Genomic DNA, 16,951 nt, shown 5'->3' on the forward strand with positions numbered 1-16,951 from the left:
ATCATGTCCACCACTACCGACTCCGACGACCCGATTCGTATCGCCTTCATGTGCGTCCAGAACGCCGGCCGTTCCCAGCTGTCGACCGCCTTCGCCGAGCGCGAACGCGAGCGTCGCGGCCTCGAGGACCGCGTGGAGATCCTGACCGGGGGCACGGCTCCCGCCGAACGCGTCCACGAGGAGGTGATCGAAGTCACGGCGGAAGCCGGGTTCGATCTCTCGGAGCGAACGCCGCGGAAAATCACGCTCGAGGAACTCCGCTCGTGTGACGTCGTCGCGACGATGGGCTGTTCGACGCTCGACGTCGGCGACGTCGGGAGCGACGTCGACGTCCGCGACTGGGCGCTCGAGGATCCCGACGGACGGGACCTCGAGGCGGTACGAGAGATCCGCGACGAGATCGAAGAGCGGGTCGTCGCGCTGTTCGACGAGTTCAGCGACGCCCCCTGACGAATCACGACCCTTAGCGCCCGGTCGGCACGTACTCGCCGAACGTTCGCTCGTGGAGCAGGAGTTCGTGGACGCCAACGAGGACGACGACGGCGAGGACGATGAGCCCACCCTCGAGAATCGAGGTGAGCAGGCCCAGCGCGACGATCAGCGTCGTTGCACAGGCAGGCGGGTGGACCGTCTCGGTCGCGAGCATCCCGCCCGACGTCAAGACGACGGCGAGAACGCCGCTGGCGACCAACCGGAGCTGGTCGGTCGCGAGCATCGGTTCGGTCGTAACGACCACGAGCCCCGGGGCGATCGCGTGATACGCCACGAGCCCGGCGACGACACCGATACAGTGGCCACCGATCACTCGCCACGCAGCGGTGACTTCTCCGTCACGAACCGTCGCCAGGAGGAACGCGGACGGCCCCAGACTCGGAAAGAGCAGGGCCTGGCCGGTCACCCAGGCTAACAGGCCCGGGACTACGAGCAGGACGCCGACGTACAGGGTCGAAAACGCCGCGTCCTCTCTCATGATCGCCGCCTTGTCAGCACGGACGGATATACTGTTCGTTGTTTCGACTCTCCTCGAGTGGCGACCGCGTCGCCACCATCTGCCGGGGCCGATTTCCCTCTCCGACGACCGTGACGGGCGCGTTATGACGACCCGTTCCCTGGCTGGGCTCGACGGCGTGACACCGGCCTGACTCGAGTCGTCGGATGCCGATCCGTCGGGCCGGGCGTGTTCGACCCCGGTTCGTCGTCCTCGGCGACCTCCTCTCCCCGAAGGCCGACCGCTCGCGGGCTTCGCTCGAGCCACGAATACGAGCCGAAAACGTAACACTCTCGCGCTCGAGATGCACAGCCGTGACAGTTCCTGGCGTCTCGGCGACGGGTCCGGACCTCCTTCGACTCGTCGCCGTCCCCGTCTTCGCCTGGACCGCCTACCGCGACATCGAGACCAGACGGGTCTCGAGTACCGTCTGGATCCCCCTCTCGCTGCTGGCGACGATACTGTTGCTCTGGGAGGGCTGGCGGGCCTGGACGGCCGGTGGAGGCGTCTGGCCCTACGAGTTTCTCGTCCCGACGGCGATCAGCCTTGGGCTGGTCGTTCCGATCGCCTACCTCTTCTGGTGGGTCGGCGGCTTCGGCGGTGCCGACGCGAAGGCGCTGCTCGTCCTCGCCGTCCTCTTCCCGACGTTCCCCGAGTACGCGCTCGGTTCGGTGACGCTGCCGCTCGAGACGACCCCAGTCGGGGCGTTCTCGTTTACCATCCTGACCAACGCCGTCCTCGTCGCGATCCTCCTCCCGGTCGTCCTCGCGATCCGCAACGCCGCCGCCGGCCGGATCGCACCGGTCATGGTCGTCGGCTGGCCGGTCTCCTGGGAGCGCATCCCGGAGACCCACGGCCGTCTGCTCGAGACGCCGTCGGGGCTCTCGCGCGGTGGACTCGACCTCGATGCCCTCCGGATGTACCTGCGCTGGCGGGGGCTCTCCCTGGCCGAGGTGCGCGACGACCCCGAGCGGTACCGCGACCCTGCGACATTGCCCGACGAGCCGAACCCGCCGACCGACGGGGCAGTGACCGCAGCAGTGGGGACCCACAGCGACGGCGGTCGGCTCGAGTCGAGTTCCGACGGCGCTGCCGAGGCGGCTCGAGTCGGCGATTCCGAACCCGACGTGGACGACCCGTGGGGTGCCGACGCGTTTCTGGACGATATCGACGGGTCGGCCTACGGAACGTCGCCCGAGACGCTCCGTGACGGGCTCGCGGTACTCGCCGAGTCGGAGACGGTCTGGATCTCGCCGGGAACGCCGTTTCTCGTGCCGATCTTCGCCGGACTGGTGGTCGCCCTGATCTACGGCGATCTGCTCCTCGGGACGCTGTTCTGACGGGCCACTCCTACAGCGTTCGCTCGTAGAGGGGGACGACGACCGTCCAGAAGAGCACGAACGCGACGCCGACGCCGACGAGTGTCAGCCACGCGTCCCCCCTGCCGGTCGGCACGCCACTCGAGAGGAGGAGGAAGGTTCCGGCGAACAGCAGACAACAGACGAGGACGCTCCCCAACTCGAGGATCGCACCGACGGGGGCGGACCGAACCCGGGCGACGATACCGGCGAGGGTCATACGCGAGTCTCGTTCGGCGGCCGGAAAAACGTCACGACGGGTCGGCGACTATCTTCGGGTCACTCCACGACGTACGACTGGTGGTCGCCACGGGTTCGGGTATCGACGAACTGGTGGCGCGTCCCGTCCTCGAGATCCCCGGCGAAGGACGGATCGTCGCCGCCGGTGTCGTACTCCTCGTTCGCCCCCTGGAGATCGTGGTCGGCGAGCAGGTCCCGGAGTTCCCCCGGCAGCGAGTGCCCGTCCTCGAGATCGAGGATCAGGTGGCGGTCGGTGAAACTCTTCGCGAGGAAGGCGTCGTTGACGGCGTCGTACTCCCGGAGTCTTCTCGCGAGGTCCTGAAGAAGCGCCTCTCGATCGGTCATTCGGTCACAGCCTGGGGACGGGAGTGCAAGGATATCGGTGCGAACATCTTCGCTGGCGATCGCCGCGTTCGACGCCGTGGATTCGAGCGTCGCTCTCCGTGCGATCCCGGCGGCGAGGCCCGTCGCTCGACAGCGCTCCCTCGGTCGACTCAGGCGCGAGACTCGATGTCCGCGGCGATGTCGTCGAGTTCGTCGTCCTCGAGGTCGGGCCGCTCGCCCGCGATGGCGTGGATGGGACCGCCGCCGTCGCCCTCGAAGCGGGGGACGATGTGACAGTGGACGTGGGGAACCTCCTGACCGGCGGCTTCGCCGTTGTTGAACGCGACGGTCGTCGCGTCGGCGTCGACGCTCTCTTCGACGGCGGGGACCATGCGGTGAACGGTCGCGTAGAGGTCCGCGGCGACGTCGTCGGGAACGTCGTTCAGCCGCTCGTACTCGTCTTTCGGAATCACCAGCGTGTGGCCGGGTGCCAGCGGATTGGCGTCGAGGAAGGCCACCGTCGTCTCGTCTTCGTACACGATTCGCGCGGGGATCTCCCCCTCCACGATCTGGCTGAAGATCGTACTCATGCTCGAGTGTCTGTCGGCCTGCTGTAAGAAGCTTACTCGCCGTCTCGGTCGATCGGTGGCTGCCCACGAGATGCACGATCTGGCGGTTCTTCGGCGTCCCGTCCACGCAGTCGAGACTGTCGTCGTATCCGGAAGTAACGGTCCGAGCGACCGTCGTTCGACGGATGACGCTGTAAACGTTATCGGACTGGCCGACGTACTCGGTCGTATCGGGTGGTTCGTTCGACGGCCTCTTCGACGTCGCGCGATCCCGTTGACCGGCCGAAACCGCCCAGCGGCACGCTCTTCGGTGAGTTCACAACATGACAGTGGTACTGTACGCGATCGAGCGACCGTTCATGCGGAAGACGTTCGAGGCGATCGACCGCCACGTCGACGTCGCGTCCGCGTTCCTCCCGGTTCGAGACGATGCGCGCGGCTGTAGCGACCGCATCGACGAAATCGACGTCCGCAACCCCGACGCGGTCGACGAAAACGTGCGGGCGATCGATCCCGGCGTCGTCGTCTACAACCACCGATTCGGTATCGAACGGTTCACCTTCTACGAGGAGTATCCGCTCGTTCACCTGCGCCACGGTGCGTCGATCGGTCGCGGGGAGATCGAGGTCACGACGGCGACGATCCTCGAGCGCGTCGCCGCCGCGCTCGCACCCGGTGAGCGCTGGGCGCGGGCCTACCGGGCCGTTGCTCCCCGCGACGTACGGATCGCCGTCGTGGGGATCCCGGAAGCCGACGAACTGGTCGACGCACCACCGCCCCGCGAACGCCGGATACTGTACGCGCCGACCAACTACAAGGTCGGCCGGGGCGCGTACGCGAACACCGCCCGCTCGGTCGTCGAGTGTTTCGCCGACACGGAGTACGAACTGCTCTTTCGACCCCATCCGACGGACAGACGCGAAGGGCCCGGTCTGTCGGTCACCCGAGAGTGTCGGGAACGGATCGCCGAGATACCGAACGTCGTCTTCGATACGGCCACGACGCCCACCGAGAGCATGCGTCGATCGGACGTGCTCGTCTCGGATTACTCCGGCGCGATTGCGGAGTGGCTCCACACGGGCCGGCCGCTCGTTCAACTGACGGCTATCGACGCGCCGGACCGCGAGGTTCCCCGAATCGGCGTCACGACGGATGCGATCGATCTCGAGCTGGTCGACGATCTGTACAGCAACGGCGAGCCTCCTGCCGCGAAGCGCCGGCGGGCGTCGTGGCTCGACCGTCTCGGGATCCCGATGGACGGACGTGCCGGCGAACGCGCTGCCAGGGAGGTGTGCCGATGCGCGGGGTGATCCTGGCCGCGGGCCGGGGTCGACGCATGGGCCACCACACCGACGATGTCCCGAAAGCCTTCCTCGAGTTCGACGGCCGGACGCTGTACGACCGACAGCGCACCCTGCTCGATTCACACGTGGACGGAACGAGCATCGTCCTCGGGTATCGCCACGAGACGGTCCTCGACAGGTACGATCCCGACGATCCGCTCGTCCTCGAGGGGTGGAACCGCTACGAAAACGCCGCGTCGCTACTGCTGGCGCTCGAACGCATTCCGGACGATCTGCTGGTCATGAACGGCGACGTTCTCGTCGACGAGCGCGAGATCGGTCGGCTCGTGGGGACGTTCGAGTCCCTCACGGGACGTCTCAACCTCGTCGGCTGTATCCCGGGGCTTCAGGCCGACGAGACGGCGGTTCGCTGGGACGAGTCGGGTCGGGTGACGGAGTACGGACTCATCGAGGGCCACCAACACGCCGGGTTCGGTATCGTGAGCTGCGCTCACCGGACGGCGGCGATCCGGACCCTCCGAGAGCGACTCTCCGACTGGTATCCCTGCGTCTACCCTCGGATGCCGACCCGACCACTGTTGATCCCGGCCGAGCGACACATCGAGGTCAATCGCCCCGCCGACCTCGAGCGGGCCCGAGCGTGGCTCGCATCCGAACGGATCCGGTCTGCGTGAGTGACGAACGGGCGAGGGACGGAATCCACGGCGATCCCACCGCTCCGTCGGCGAGGCTCGTTCACGCCCCGTCTCCGATAGCCGGACGTTCCACGTTCGACGAGTGTCTGCACGATTGAACGGAATACGGCGGGGAAACACAATATTGATACCTACTGCCTGGTGGGAACCCAATAGATGGAGATTATCGGCCATCGTGGCTGTGCAGATCAGTTTCCGGAGAACACCGTCCTCGCGATCCGTGAAGCCGCTAGACGGCTGCCCGCAGTCGAGATCGACGTTCGACGCTGTGCGTCGGGTGAACTGGTGGTGTTTCACGATGCCACCCTCGAGCGTGTCACCGACGCCGACGGTCGGGTCTCGGAAACGCCGTGGACCGATCTCCGCGAGCTCACCGTGCTCGACTCCGGTGAACCGGTTCCGCGCCTCGAGTCGGTGCTGCGAGCCGTGCCGGACGGAACCACCGTCCAGATCGAGCTCAAAGACACCGGCGTCGCCGCGGACGCGATGCAACTCGCGATGGCGGCCGGTGTCGACGTCCGCGTGACGTCGTTCCTCCCGGCGGCGCTCGCGGAAGTCGAGGACTGCTGTCTGGACGTTCCCAACGGGCTCCTTTTCGGGGACGAGCCCGACGGCAACCTCTCCCGGGCGCTCGATCTCGAGTGTTCACACGTGTTTCCCCACTACGACCTCTGCGTCGGCACTGACGTCGTTTCCGCCGCCCGCGACCACGGATTCGACGTCATCGCCTGGAAGGCCGCGCGGACGGTCGACGACCTCCGCGCGCTCCGGGCGGCCGGTGTCGACGGCGTCACTGCGGATCGGTGGGACATCGAGCCGCCGTCGATCGAGTCGACGCCCCCCTCACAGGGGCTGTAGCGACGCTCCTTGCGGCGAGCGATCTACACACGGGTCGGCTGTCGATGTGGGGGTCCGGCCCCGGAGCCTCGAACCGCCCGTTTCCCGCCCCGACGAACGGCGCTATCGGTCAGTGCCGCGGTCACAGCACTCCTCGAGCGCCTCGCCGATCGCCGCGAGATACGCCTCGGGCTCGTATCCCAGCCGGCCGATCCAGACGTCCTGATACGATGGGTGGAGGATCGGTACGAGCCACACGTCCAGTCGCGTACACCACACCGGCTCGAGCACGCTGTCGACGAATCCTCCGAGTTCGCGACCTTCGGCCGCGAGCACGGTTTTCGTCGCGTGTTTGCCGGTCGCGAGTACGACCGCCGGATCGACCGCCTCGAGTTCGGTCAGCAGATGTGTCCGGCAGGTCGCTCGTTCCTCGGCGGTGGGCTCACGGTTCGTCGTCGGATCGGCTGGATCGGCTGGAAAACACTTCACCGCGTTCGTGTAGTAGGCGTCGCCGTAGCCGACCCGCTCGAGCATGCGGCGGATGCGGCGACCGGAGTGACGCGAGGTGTAGGCCCTGCCGGTCCAGTTGCCGCCCCGCCAGCGGTCCGCTTCGGGAGTGCCGCGGCCGGGGGCCTCGCCGACGACCACGACCTCGGCGTCGCGATCGCCGGTCCCCCACGAGATGCACTCGCGGGAGTCGACGAGCGCCGGGCAGCGATCGCAGTCGGGCTCGAGGACGTTTCGACTGGTCGGATAGGCGGGCTCGTCGGTCCCACCCGAATCGGGGTCCGGGTCGGGGTCAGACGCGGGCACGCTCGGGGATACGTCCCCGAGGGCATATGCGAGTCGGTTCGGCGCGCTCGGCGCGTGTCGTTGTGTCGCACACGAGGGGACAGGTTTACGTGTGGTGGGTGGGTACGGGGACGATAATGACATCGCTTGGCCCGGAACTGATCGCGGAATCGCTCTCACTGGTCGTTTACACCGTCGTCGCCGGCCTGTTGACGGTCGGTGGCGTCCTCGTCGAGCAGGCGAGCCTCCAGCATCTCGGCTCCGGCGAGGCGATGATCGCGGTCTGGCTGGCCGTCCTCGGCGGCGTCATGCTCTACGCCGGCGCGTACGGACTGGGCTACCAGAAAGTCCTCTCGCAGTACGTCTGAGCGACGCGATCGCGACTGGTTTTTGCGAGCGACCCGAGATATCGATTCCTCTTTACTGCCGGAGGCGATTAAGTCGGGTATGAGCAGGTTCGACGAGGTCGACGACCAGTACGACCCACACGAACTCGAGCAACGGGTCTTCGAGTACTGGGACGATGTCGATGCTTACGAACAGACGGTCGAGCACCGCTCGGACGGTGAGTCCTTTTTCTTCGTCGACGGCCCGCCGTACACGTCGGGGTCGGCGCACATGGGAACCACCTGGAACAAGTCGCTGAAGGACGTCTATCTGCGCTTCCTTCGGATGCAGGGGTACGACGTCACCGACCGGCCGGGCTACGACATGCACGGCCTCCCGATCGAGACCCGCGTCGAGGAGCGTCTGGGCTTCGAGAACAAGAAAGACATCGAGGAGTTCGGCGAGGAGAACTTCATCCAGGAGTGCAAGGATTACGCCAACGAGCAACTCGAGGGGCTCCAGGAGGACTTCCAGGACTTCGGCGTCTGGATGGACTGGGACGACCCCTATAAGACGGTCAACCCGGAGTACATGGAAGCGGCCTGGTGGGGCTTTTCGAAGGCCGCCGACCGCGGCTTAGTCGAGAAAGGCAACCGGTCGATTTCGCAGTGTCCACGCTGTGAGACTGCCATCGCGAACAACGAGGTCGAGTACGAGGACGTCGAGGATCCCTCGATCTACGTCAAGTTCGATCTCGAGGACCGGGACGGGAAACTCGTCATCTGGACGACGACCCCGTGGACGGTTCCGGCGAACACCTTCGTCGCCGTCGACGAGGACGGCGACTACGTCGGCGTGCGCGCGCAAAAGGATGGCGAGGAGGAACTCCTCTACCTCGCCGACGCGAAACACGAAGACGTTCTGAAAGAGGGCCGCTACGACGACTACGAGGTGGTAGCGGAAGTCACCGGCGAGGAACTGATCGGCTGGTCCTACGAGCACCCCCTCGCGGAGGAGGTGCCCGACCACGTCGACGCCGAGGGCGCGTTCGAGGTCTACGACGCCGACTACGTCGACACGCACGGCGACGGCACCGGGCTGGTCCACTCCGCGCCCGGTCACGGTGAGGTGGACTTCGAGCGCGGTCGCGAACTCGGCTTCCCGATCTTCTGTCCCGTCGGCGGCGACGGCGTCTACACCGAGGAAGCCGGCAAGTACGCGGGTCGGTTCGTCAAAGACGCCGACGACGAGATTATAGCCGACCTCGAGGACAACGGCGCGCTCCTCGCGTCGGGGACCGTCAACCACAGCTACGGCCACTGCTGGCGGTGTGACACCGGCGTGCTCCAGATCGTCACCGATCAGTGGTTCATCACGGTTACGGACGTCAAAGACGACCTCCTCGCGAACATCGGCGACAGCGAGTGGCATCCCGACTGGGCTCGCAACAACCGGTTTCGCGACTTCGTCGAGGAGGCACCCGACTGGAACGTCTCCCGGCAGCGCTACTGGGGGACCCCGCTCCCGGTCTGGACGCCCGAGGACCGTGACGACGACGAAGACATGATCGTCATCGGGACGCGCGAGGAACTCGCCGAACGCGTCGATCAAGACATCGATCCCGAGACGGTCGACCTCCACAAGGGAACCGTCGACGACCTCACGATCACCGAGAACGGGACCACCTATACCCGCGTTCCCGATGTCTTCGACGTCTGGCTCGACGCCTCGGTCGCATCGTGGGGCACCCTGAACTACCCCTCGGACGACAGCACGTTCGACGAGCTCTGGCCTGCCGACTTCATCCTCGAGGCCCACGACCAGACCCGGGGCTGGTTCTGGTCCCAGCTGGGAATGAGTACCGCCGCGCTGGGCGAGAGCCCCTATCAGGAGGTCCTGATGCACGGCCACGCGCTGATGCCCGACGGTCGCGCGATGAGCAAGTCCAAGGACATCCTGATCGACCCCCACGAGGCGATCGACCGCCACGGCCGGGACGTGATGCGCATGTTCCTCCTCTCGAACAACCCGCAAGGCGAGGACATGCGCTTCGACTGGGACGGGATGCAGACGATGGAGAACCACCTCCGGACGCTGTGGAACGTCTTCCGGTTCCCGCTGCCGTACATGCGACTCGACGAGTTCGACCCGCAGGAGACGACGCTGGACGATGTCGATTCCGACCTCGAGTTGATCGACGAGTGGGTGCTCGCCCGCTTGCAGTCCACGAAGGCGGCGATGACCGAGGCCTTCGAGGATCGCCGGCAGGACCGCGCGCTCGAGGCGCTCATCGAGTTCGTCGTCGAGGACGTCTCCCGGTTCTACGTCCAGGCGGTCCGCGAACGCATGTGGGCCGAGGAGGACAGCGGCTCGAAACGGGCCGCCTACGCGACGATCTATCGGGTGCTCCGGGAGAGCGTCGCGCTGCTCGCACCCTATGCGCCGTTCATCAGCGAGCAGATCTACGGCACGCTGACCGGCGACGACGGGTTCGACACCGTCCACATGGAAGACTGGCCCGCAGTCGACGAGTACTGGGAGGACGAACAGCTCGAGGTCGACGTCGCCATCCTCCGCGCGATCGAGGAGGCCGGCGCGAACGCCCGCCAGCAGGCCGGCCGCAAGCTTCGCTGGCCCGTTCCGCGGGTCGTCGTCGCGGCCGACGACGAGCGCGTCGTCGACGCCGTTTCCCGCCACACCGACCTGCTCGAGGATCGGCTCAACGCCCGCGAGATCGAACTGGTCTCGCCGGACGCCCGCTGGGAGGAACTCCAGTACAGCGCCGAGGCGGACATGAGCGAACTCGGCCCGGCCTTCGGCGACCGCGCCGGGCAGGTCATGAACGCGCTCAACGAGGCTCGCATCGACGAGCCGAGCCTCGAAGCGATCGAGGACGCCGTCGCGGACGTGCTCGAGGCCGACGAGGGGATCACCGACGAGATGGTTTCCTTCGTGACCCAGACGCCCGACAGCGTCGCCGGCACCGCGTTCAGCACCGACGGCGACGACCGCGGCGTCGCCTACGTCGACGCCTCGCTGACCGACGACATCGAGAGCGAGGGCTACGCCCGCGAGGTCATCCGCCGCGTTCAGGAGATGCGCAAGGACCTCGAGCTCGACGTCGACGAACGGATCGCACTCGAGTTCGCGATCGACGACGACCGGATCGCCGACCTCGTCGCCGAGCGCGAGGAGCTGATCAGCGGGGAGGTTCGAGCCGACGAACGCCGCCCGGTCGAGGACGGCCACCGCAAGGAGTGGGACGTCGACGGTGTGACGATGGAAATCGCGATCGAGCCGCTGGCGGCTGCGGAAGCGTCGGACTAGCGTCTGGCAAGCGTTGCAAGGGGATACTCCCAGAACGGGAGGAGAAGCCGACCGTTCTGCTTTTTGGTCCAGATTTTTCGAGGAGGGATGAGCGAGTATACGAGCGAATCCGACGAGAAAAAGGTGGATGCCGAGATGGCGATCGAGCCGCTGGCGGCTGCGGAAGCGTCGGACTAGTCGCCGACGAGCGAGGCGAGGTCGTTCCTTCGTTCGGACTTCGGAGACGCGAATAGCCAGAGACGCTCCCTTCTTTAGACCACGCGAGCGGATGGGGAACTGAGTGACCCGCGAGCAGCGAGGGAGTTTCCGTTCGCCTCTCCGGTGATTCCGTGGAACGTGATAGTACTCCCGTAAGAAGCGTCTTTACCACTGACTCGTTAGAACGGGTCAGTGCAATCCCGCGTCGCCGTGCTCGCGTTCGTCGTGTTGCTCCTCGGCAGTTGCCCGGCCGCCGTCGGTGCCCTCGAGCCGGCACGACCGATCGATGGGACAGTCGCCGCTGACTCGAGCGGCGGGTCCGGCGAGTCGCTGCCCTCGGTCGGAACGAACAGCGAGGCGGTCGCGACGAGTCACGCCGAGGACGTGCTCTCCCGGACGACCGTCCTTCGGCACCGGCCGGCCGATCCCGACGTGTTCGAAGCGACGTTGACCGTCGGCGTTCCGGATTCGGTGACGGAACTCGAGATCGAACTCGAGCGGGGTGCAACCGTCGAGTCGATGGCGGGCTTCGAACGGACCGGCGAGCGGACGTTCCGGTGGACGGAGGACCGCGAGGAGGCGACGATCCGGTATACGATGCCGGCGGATCGGCGGGGCGAGGGCGAGCGAGGCGGGGCCCGCTCGGCGAGTGACGGCTACGCGTTCGTCGACACCGGTGACTGGGGCGTCGTGGCGGTCCCCGACGTCGGACTCTCGCTGCGCCGAACCGAACCGGTCGGGCTCGAGAAGACGGTTCGGGTCGACGGATCGGGGGCGACCGGCGGCGACATCGCCTTCTTCGGTTCGGTTCGGGAGTACGAGCGAGCCGTCGACGGCGGGACGATCAGGCTGGTCGTCCCCGACGCGGCGACGCTTCGGGAGTCCCCGGACGCGATCCTCACGAGCCTCGCCGACGCACGCGAGCGCCTCGAGGTCGGGGCGCGAAACGACGAGGTGTTCGTGGTCGCGGTCCCACACGAGGTCGACTGGGGATCTCGCGGGATTCAGTACGGGCAGTCGGACGCGTGGGTCGTCGACGATGCCACCCTCGACGATCCGAACCCGGTGTGGCTCCACGAGTACGTCCACACTCGCCAGCGCTTCTCCGGGCCGGAGACGGGGATCGAACCGGAGGCGGAGTGGATCGTCGAAGGACAGGCGGACTACTATGCGGGGCTGCTCGCACTCGAGAACGGTCGGACCGAGTTCGACGAGTTCAAGCGGCTCCTCGAGCGGGGTGAGCAGTCTCCCGACGCCGACGGGACGCTCGTCGACCGCTCGACCTGGGGCGACGAACGGACCCACTACGTGAAAGGGGCACTCGTCTACGGCGAGATCGACCGCCGGCTCCGGCTCGAGACGGACGGCGACCGGACGCTCGCGGACGTGTTCCGATCGTTGAACGCCCACGAAGAGGCGGTGACCGAGGCGCAGTTCCTGGCGGCGATCGAGGACGCCGGCGGTGTGACGGTTCGTGCCGTCGCCGAGCGGTACACGCGGACCAACGCGAGCCCGGAGATGTGGACCCGGAGCCAGCACGCCGCCGCCTTCGACCAGCCGGTCGCGGTCTTCGAGTACGGGCTCGGACCCGGCTCGCTCGAGGTGGCGGACGGCGCGTGGGAACGGGAGCTCCCGCTGGCGTCGGCCGATACTGACAGCGAGGAGCGCGACGCGATCGCGATCCCGGTCGGTGAATCCGTTACGATTCCGGGCAGAGTCTCGAACGTCGGCGAGCGCGAGGGTGTCTACGATGCGACCCTCCAGGTCGACGGACGGGTAGTCGATCACTACTCGGGGCGGCTCACACCTGGCGCGGAGACGAGCCATCGGTTCTCGTGGACGCCGTCCGAGCCCGGGGAGTACGAGGTTCGTGTCGGTTCGGAGCGGCTGCCCGTCGTCGTCCGCTCGTCGGCGAGCGTGACCGTCACCGACCTGCGGGTTACGCCCGACAGCACCGACCCCGGCGAGCCGGTCACCGCGACGGCGACGGTCGAGGCCGCCGACGACCGACCGGCCGCGGCGATCCTCGCGTTCAAAACCGTCGACGGGGTCGTCGCTGAGCGCCCGGTCGCGATCCGGCCCGGCGAGACGGCGACGGTCGATGCCGACCTCCGGTTCGACGAGGACGGGCGGTACGAGATCGCCGTCGGCGAACGGACCGCCACGGTCAGTGTCGGCGGCCCGCTGACGACGCTCGAGGAGATGCCCGGCTTCGGCCTCTCGGCGGCGCTCGCTGCCGTCGGCATCGTGTGTGTCCGGCTAGTGCTGGCGCGTCGTCGCTGACGCTCGAGTGCTGGTGGGCGTCGCGCGTCGACCGTCGTAGGCGTACGAACGCTGATATGGTACGGCTGCTATCTGTCGTGCATGAGTGGATCCGACGAACTCGCCCTTCTCGCGATCGACACGCTCGATTCGGAGGTGGCGATCGTCGATTCCGACGGATTGATCGTCTACACGAACGCGGCGTGGCAGGAATTCGCGCTCGAGGGCGGGTTTCCCGCCGATCCTGCGATGGTCGGCTCGAACTATCTCGAGGTCTGTGAATCGAGTCGCGACGACGATCCGTACGCCGAACGGGCCTGTGAGGACATCGAAGCGCTGCTCGACGGCCGCGAGGAACACGTCCAACTGGAGTATCCCTGTCCGACGCCCGAGGACCCGCTCTCGTGGTTTCTGATGTGGGCGACGACGTTCGAACGCGATGGGGAGCTGTACGTTCTCGTCGAACATTTCGATATCTCCGATCGAAAGCGGATCGAACGCGAGATCGAGGAGCGAAACGAACGCCTCTCGACGGTGTCGCGTGTCCTGTCACACGACCTCCGAAACCCGCTGGCGGTCGCGCTTGGCTACACGGAACTGCTCGCGACGGACCCGTCACCGGAGACCGTCGCGGCCGTCCGCGCCGCTCTCCACCGGATGGACGCCATCATCGACGACGCGGTGACGCTCTCGAAGCAGGAACTCGACGACGTCCACGTCGTCGATCTGCACAGCGTCGTCGAGGACGTGTGGACGGTCATCGAGACCGACGGGGCGACCCTCGAACGCGGTGAGACGATCGCGTTCGAGGCGGACCGGAGTATCCTCTCGAGTATCTTCCAGAACCTCTTTCGGAACGCGATCGAACACGGCGGCGACGGCGTTACCATCGGCGTCGGTGCGCTCGAGGACGTTCGCGGGTTCTACGTCGAAGACGACGGGCCCGGCATTCCGGCCGACCGTCGTGAGGACGCGTTCGAAGTCGGCTACTCGTCGGGGTCGACCCGCGACAACACCGGACTCGGCCTGTCGATCGTCACGAACGCGGTCGACGTCCACGACTGGCGGATCGACGTGCTGGAGTCTCGATCCGGCGGTGCTCGGTTCGAGATCACGGTGGCCGACTAATCGGCCATCGGCGCTCGTGCGGTCTGCTGTCACTGGATCCCGGCGCACCCGCGACTCGCCGTGTAGATGTGCCGGCACCGACTGACGGTCGTCCGTCTCACTCGAGGACGACGCGGAACTGACAGGTATCGGCCCCGTCGTCGACACACTCCGTTTCCGTGACGGTCGCGTCGGCGTCGAACGCGGTGGCGAGTCCCTCGAGGATGCCGTGGGCGAGCCCGCAGTACTGCTGGTCCCGGGCGGTATCGTACGTGACGGTTACGGAATCGGACTCGCGTGTCGCGGATACCGCGGGGAGCGATGTCTCTTCGGTGGCGGTGTTGATGTTGCTGTAGGCGTCCTCGAGTCCGACCAGCAGTTCCGGCAGGCCCTGGTCCCGCTGGACGTGTGCGCTAAACGTCGAGAGCAGTTCGGGGGCGAGGGTCTTGCCGAAATCGCGTTCGATCGCCCGCCGATCCTGGGTGGCCATCGTCGAGAGCGTTTCGAGGATGGCGTCGATTTCCTCGTCCTCGTAATGAGAGACGGGGAGGTAGAGCTTCGGCTCGAGACCGGACTGCTCGACGATCGTATCCCAGGTGCCGTCGTCGGTTCGGTCGACGACGTACTCCTTGAGCGTCTTGTGGACGATTCCGTGCATCCCAACCCGTTGATCAGTTCCCGCAGTGTCTCCGCCGATCGGTTCGTCGGTGCCGTGGCCGAGCCGAGCTCGTGCCAGGCGATAACAACTAGACCAGTGTCCGGGGAGTACTTAATCGTTTACTTACAGGTACTGTGCGAGCGTGGGGGCGACGGAGACCGTCTCGACCCCGCGCTCGAGGGTGTCGGTGCCGTAGATCGCTTCCACGCCGGCTCGAGAGAGCTTCGTGACGGCGTTGCGAGCGAGCAGCGGGTGGACGCAGGTCACGAACACCCGACCGACGTCGCGATCCTCGAGAACCGCGACGGCTTCGCTCATCGTCGACCCCGTCGCGATGATGTCGTCGACGACGACGACGTCGCGGCCGGCGACGTCGACGTCGCTCGGCGAAACCTCGACCTCGGTGCCCGAATGGCGGGTCTTCTCGAAGTAGTCGGTCTCGCCCGCGCTGTAGCTGTCGCGGGCCGTCTCGGCGAGTTCGACGGCCCCCGCATCCGGCGCGAGGAAGACCGGATCCGCGAGGTCGTCGGGCAGGGGTTCGGCCAGTCGCCCGGCCGCGTCGACCGCCGTCGCCGCCGGCTCGAAGAACTCGCAGACGGCCGTCTCGTGGGGGTTGACGGTCAGGATCCGGTCCGTCCCGGTCGAAATCGCGCGGGCGACCGCTCGCGCGGAGACGGGATGGCCCGGCTCGAAGGCCGCGTCCTGTCGCCCATAGCCCATGTAGGGCAGGACGGTGACGACCTCCGCGACGCCGGCCTCGCGGACGGCGTCTTGCAACTGGAGCACCTCGAGGTGGGCGTCGCTCGAGACCGTCGAGGCGACGATCACTGCCCGATCGGGCTCGGTCTCGGCGACGCCGGGGACGGCGGCGAGCAGTTCGCCGTCGGGAAAGCGGTCGTACTCGACGGCGGCGAGCGGTTCCTCGAGTTCACGTGCGAGCGCGGCGGCCAGAGCCTGCGACGCGGATCCGCTGACGATCATAGTCGGTTGGACAGGCCGGGGGGTAAACCAGTTTTCGTTCTCCCGGCTCCTATCGTCGGATGGTCCCGTCGCCGACGAGAGCCAGCTACCTCGCAGGGCTGTCGGTTTTTGGCGGTGTCGTCGCGGGGACGGCCATCCCGACGACGTCGGTGACGCCCAGTAGTCGCCGTCGCCACCCGTCCTCGCTCGAGGATCGGAAGGTCCCGGTCTCCGTGACGGCGTAGGTTTCGTCGCCGTACCCGAAGCCGACGATTCGATCGCTCGCGTCGTCGTCGGCGAGCCACTCGCCGTCCCCCGTCGACGCGTAGATCGTCTCCCCCGAAACGGCGTGTGCGCGCTCGATGTGGCCACGTCGGGACCGTGGATCCGCCGCGACGGTGTCGAACGACCCCTCGAGGACCGCCATCCAGCCGTTGCCGAGCTTGTAGAGTCCATCGGCGGTGGCGGCCAGCGGCACGCCGGCAGCCGAGACGTCCCGCACGTCGGTCAGTCCGGCGTGATCGAGCCCGCCGCCGTGGACGCGGAAGACGCCACGATCGGCCCCGACGAGGTCGCCGTCGATCGCTCGGACCGTCTCGACGGCCTCGTCCTCGAGCGTGACCCATTCCTCGCTCCCGCCCGCTCGACGCGCAACGCGGCCCTCCGGGTCGGCCCCGATCAAATCGCCGCCGTCGTACCCGACGGCGACCGCCGGGCCGAATCCGGTTTCGACGAACGTCTCGTCCTCGCTGGCTGTCCCGTCGTCGCGCTCGCTCTCGAGCGGACACACGCGGATGTCCCGGTCGGTCGCGATGGCGACGGCGTCGCGGGTCGCTGCGATGTCCCGGACCGCACAGCGCTCGCAGAGGCCGAATTCGCCGACGGTGTCGCCGGCGACGCGGACGCGAACGACGCCCATCGCGCTCGCGACGTAGGCCGTGATCGCCCCTTCGCGGTCGCCGTAGACGCGCTTTTCCTCGATCGAATCCATACGGGAACGTGGCG

Annotated in this window: 17 protein-coding genes; 9 read left to right on the plus strand and 8 right to left on the minus strand. The window is 67.1% G+C overall.

Annotation, left to right across the window (positions count from 1 at the left end):
- Nucleotides 1–3 precede the first annotated feature (3 nt).
- Entirely contained in the window at nt 4–450 is a 447-nt protein-coding gene (locus tag J0X27_RS09480; protein ID WP_207268903.1) for a low molecular weight phosphatase family protein, read from the plus strand.
- Between the two features lie 13 nt (nt 451–463).
- On the opposite strand, the gene J0X27_RS09485 is transcribed toward J0X27_RS09480, so the two are convergent.
- Entirely contained in the window at nt 464–970 is a 507-nt protein-coding gene (locus J0X27_RS09485; protein WP_207268904.1) for an HPP family protein, read from the minus strand.
- Between the two features lie 332 nt (nt 971–1,302).
- On the opposite strand from J0X27_RS09485, the gene J0X27_RS09490 reads away from it, so the two are divergent.
- Nucleotides 1,303–2,328 (plus strand): A24 family peptidase C-terminal domain-containing protein, encoded by a 1,026-nt coding sequence (locus J0X27_RS09490; protein ID WP_207268905.1) that lies wholly within the window; start codon nt 1,303–1,305, stop codon nt 2,326–2,328.
- Nucleotides 2,329–2,338: 10 nt separating this feature from the next.
- Here the strand turns inward: J0X27_RS09490 and J0X27_RS09495 are convergent, their stop codons facing one another.
- From J0X27_RS09495 to J0X27_RS09505, 3 genes are all read right to left on the minus strand, one after another.
- Complete coding sequence (locus J0X27_RS09495) at nt 2,339–2,566, minus strand: hypothetical protein (protein WP_207268906.1); 228 nt, start codon at nt 2,564–2,566, stop codon at nt 2,339–2,341.
- Between the two features lie 59 nt (nt 2,567–2,625).
- Nucleotides 2,626–2,931 (minus strand): hypothetical protein, encoded by a 306-nt coding sequence (locus J0X27_RS09500; RefSeq protein ID WP_207268907.1) that lies wholly within the window; start codon nt 2,929–2,931, stop codon nt 2,626–2,628.
- Between the two features lie 149 nt (nt 2,932–3,080).
- A complete protein-coding gene (locus J0X27_RS09505) occupies nt 3,081–3,500 on the minus strand; it encodes an HIT family protein (protein ID WP_207268908.1) in 420 nt (139 codons plus the stop codon).
- 302 nt (nt 3,501–3,802) lie between these two features.
- Here J0X27_RS09505 and J0X27_RS09510 point away from each other — a divergent pair, with 302 nt between their 5' ends.
- The 3 genes from J0X27_RS09510 to J0X27_RS09520 all read left to right on the plus strand — a co-directional run bounded on the left by J0X27_RS09510 (nt 3,803) and on the right by J0X27_RS09520 (nt 6,336).
- Nucleotides 3,803–4,789, plus strand: a complete 987-nt coding sequence (locus tag J0X27_RS09510; protein ID WP_207268909.1) for a CDP-glycerol glycerophosphotransferase family protein — start codon at nt 3,803–3,805, stop codon at nt 4,787–4,789.
- Complete coding sequence (locus tag J0X27_RS09515) at nt 4,777–5,457, plus strand: NTP transferase domain-containing protein (RefSeq protein WP_207268910.1); 681 nt, start codon at nt 4,777–4,779, stop codon at nt 5,455–5,457. Before J0X27_RS09510 ends, J0X27_RS09515 begins: the two co-directional genes overlap by 13 nt.
- 177 nt (nt 5,458–5,634) lie before the next feature.
- Nucleotides 5,635–6,336, plus strand: a complete 702-nt coding sequence (locus J0X27_RS09520) for a glycerophosphodiester phosphodiesterase (protein WP_207268911.1) — start codon at nt 5,635–5,637, stop codon at nt 6,334–6,336.
- Nucleotides 6,337–6,438: 102 nt separating this feature from the next.
- Here the strand turns inward: J0X27_RS09520 and J0X27_RS09525 are convergent, their stop codons facing one another.
- Entirely contained in the window at nt 6,439–7,128 is a 690-nt protein-coding gene (locus tag J0X27_RS09525) for a uracil-DNA glycosylase (protein ID WP_207268912.1), read from the minus strand.
- Nucleotides 7,129–7,244: 116 nt separating this feature from the next.
- Here J0X27_RS09525 and J0X27_RS09530 point away from each other — a divergent pair, with 116 nt between their 5' ends.
- From J0X27_RS09530 to J0X27_RS09545, 4 genes are all read left to right on the plus strand, one after another.
- Entirely contained in the window at nt 7,245–7,475 is a 231-nt protein-coding gene (locus tag J0X27_RS09530; protein WP_207268913.1) for a DUF8151 family protein, read from the plus strand.
- 79 nt (nt 7,476–7,554) lie between these two features.
- Nucleotides 7,555–10,761 (plus strand): isoleucine--tRNA ligase, encoded by a 3,207-nt coding sequence (gene ileS / locus J0X27_RS09535; protein WP_207268914.1) that lies wholly within the window; start codon nt 7,555–7,557, stop codon nt 10,759–10,761.
- A gap of 390 nt (nt 10,762–11,151) precedes the next feature.
- Complete coding sequence (locus J0X27_RS09540) at nt 11,152–13,242, plus strand: CARDB domain-containing protein (RefSeq protein ID WP_207268915.1); 2,091 nt, start codon at nt 11,152–11,154, stop codon at nt 13,240–13,242.
- An 81-nt stretch (nt 13,243–13,323) separates the two neighbouring features.
- Nucleotides 13,324–14,349, plus strand: a complete 1,026-nt coding sequence (locus J0X27_RS09545; RefSeq protein WP_207268916.1) for a PAS domain-containing sensor histidine kinase — start codon at nt 13,324–13,326, stop codon at nt 14,347–14,349.
- A 97-nt stretch (nt 14,350–14,446) separates the two neighbouring features.
- Here J0X27_RS09545 and J0X27_RS09550 read toward each other — a convergent pair whose 3' ends face one another.
- The 3 genes from J0X27_RS09550 to J0X27_RS09560 all read right to left on the minus strand — a co-directional run bounded on the left by J0X27_RS09550 (nt 14,447) and on the right by J0X27_RS09560 (nt 16,937).
- Nucleotides 14,447–14,986 (minus strand): heme NO-binding domain-containing protein, encoded by a 540-nt coding sequence (locus J0X27_RS09550; protein ID WP_207268917.1) that lies wholly within the window; start codon nt 14,984–14,986, stop codon nt 14,447–14,449.
- Between the two features lie 123 nt (nt 14,987–15,109).
- Nucleotides 15,110–15,967, minus strand: coding sequence for a ribose-phosphate diphosphokinase (locus J0X27_RS09555; RefSeq protein ID WP_207268918.1), 858 nt, complete (start codon nt 15,965–15,967; stop codon nt 15,110–15,112).
- An 85-nt stretch (nt 15,968–16,052) separates the two neighbouring features.
- Nucleotides 16,053–16,937, minus strand: coding sequence for an HVO_0234 family beta-propeller protein (locus J0X27_RS09560; RefSeq protein WP_207268919.1), 885 nt, complete (start codon nt 16,935–16,937; stop codon nt 16,053–16,055).
- Nucleotides 16,938–16,951 lie beyond the last annotated feature (14 nt).

The sequence above is a fragment of the Natrinema longum genome (assembly GCF_017352095.1).
Classification (GTDB): domain Archaea; phylum Halobacteriota; class Halobacteria; order Halobacteriales; family Natrialbaceae; genus Natrinema; species Natrinema longum.

Coding starts and splice junctions, on each gene's coding strand:
- J0X27_RS09480 (WP_207268903.1), top strand. CDS start 4: ATGTCCACCACTACCGACTCCGACGACCCGATTCGTATCGCCTTCATG.
- J0X27_RS09485 (WP_207268904.1), bottom strand. CDS start 970: ATGAGAGAGGACGCGGCGTTTTCGACCCTGTACGTCGGCGTCCTGCTC.
- J0X27_RS09495 (WP_207268906.1), bottom strand. CDS start 2,566: ATGACCCTCGCCGGTATCGTCGCCCGGGTTCGGTCCGCCCCCGTCGGT.
- J0X27_RS09500 (WP_207268907.1), bottom strand. CDS start 2,931: ATGACCGATCGAGAGGCGCTTCTTCAGGACCTCGCGAGAAGACTCCGG.
- J0X27_RS09505 (WP_207268908.1), bottom strand. CDS start 3,500: ATGAGTACGATCTTCAGCCAGATCGTGGAGGGGGAGATCCCCGCGCGA.
- J0X27_RS09510 (WP_207268909.1), top strand. CDS start 3,803: ATGACAGTGGTACTGTACGCGATCGAGCGACCGTTCATGCGGAAGACG.
- J0X27_RS09515 (WP_207268910.1), top strand. CDS start 4,777: ATGCGCGGGGTGATCCTGGCCGCGGGCCGGGGTCGACGCATGGGCCAC.
- J0X27_RS09520 (WP_207268911.1), top strand. CDS start 5,635: ATGGAGATTATCGGCCATCGTGGCTGTGCAGATCAGTTTCCGGAGAAC.
- J0X27_RS09530 (WP_207268913.1), top strand. CDS start 7,245: ATGACATCGCTTGGCCCGGAACTGATCGCGGAATCGCTCTCACTGGTC.
- ileS (WP_207268914.1), top strand. CDS start 7,555: ATGAGCAGGTTCGACGAGGTCGACGACCAGTACGACCCACACGAACTC.
- J0X27_RS09545 (WP_207268916.1), top strand. CDS start 13,324: ATGAGTGGATCCGACGAACTCGCCCTTCTCGCGATCGACACGCTCGAT.
- J0X27_RS09550 (WP_207268917.1), bottom strand. CDS start 14,986: ATGCACGGAATCGTCCACAAGACGCTCAAGGAGTACGTCGTCGACCGA.
- J0X27_RS09555 (WP_207268918.1), bottom strand. CDS start 15,967: ATGATCGTCAGCGGATCCGCGTCGCAGGCTCTGGCCGCCGCGCTCGCA.
- J0X27_RS09560 (WP_207268919.1), bottom strand. CDS start 16,937: ATGGATTCGATCGAGGAAAAGCGCGTCTACGGCGACCGCGAAGGGGCG.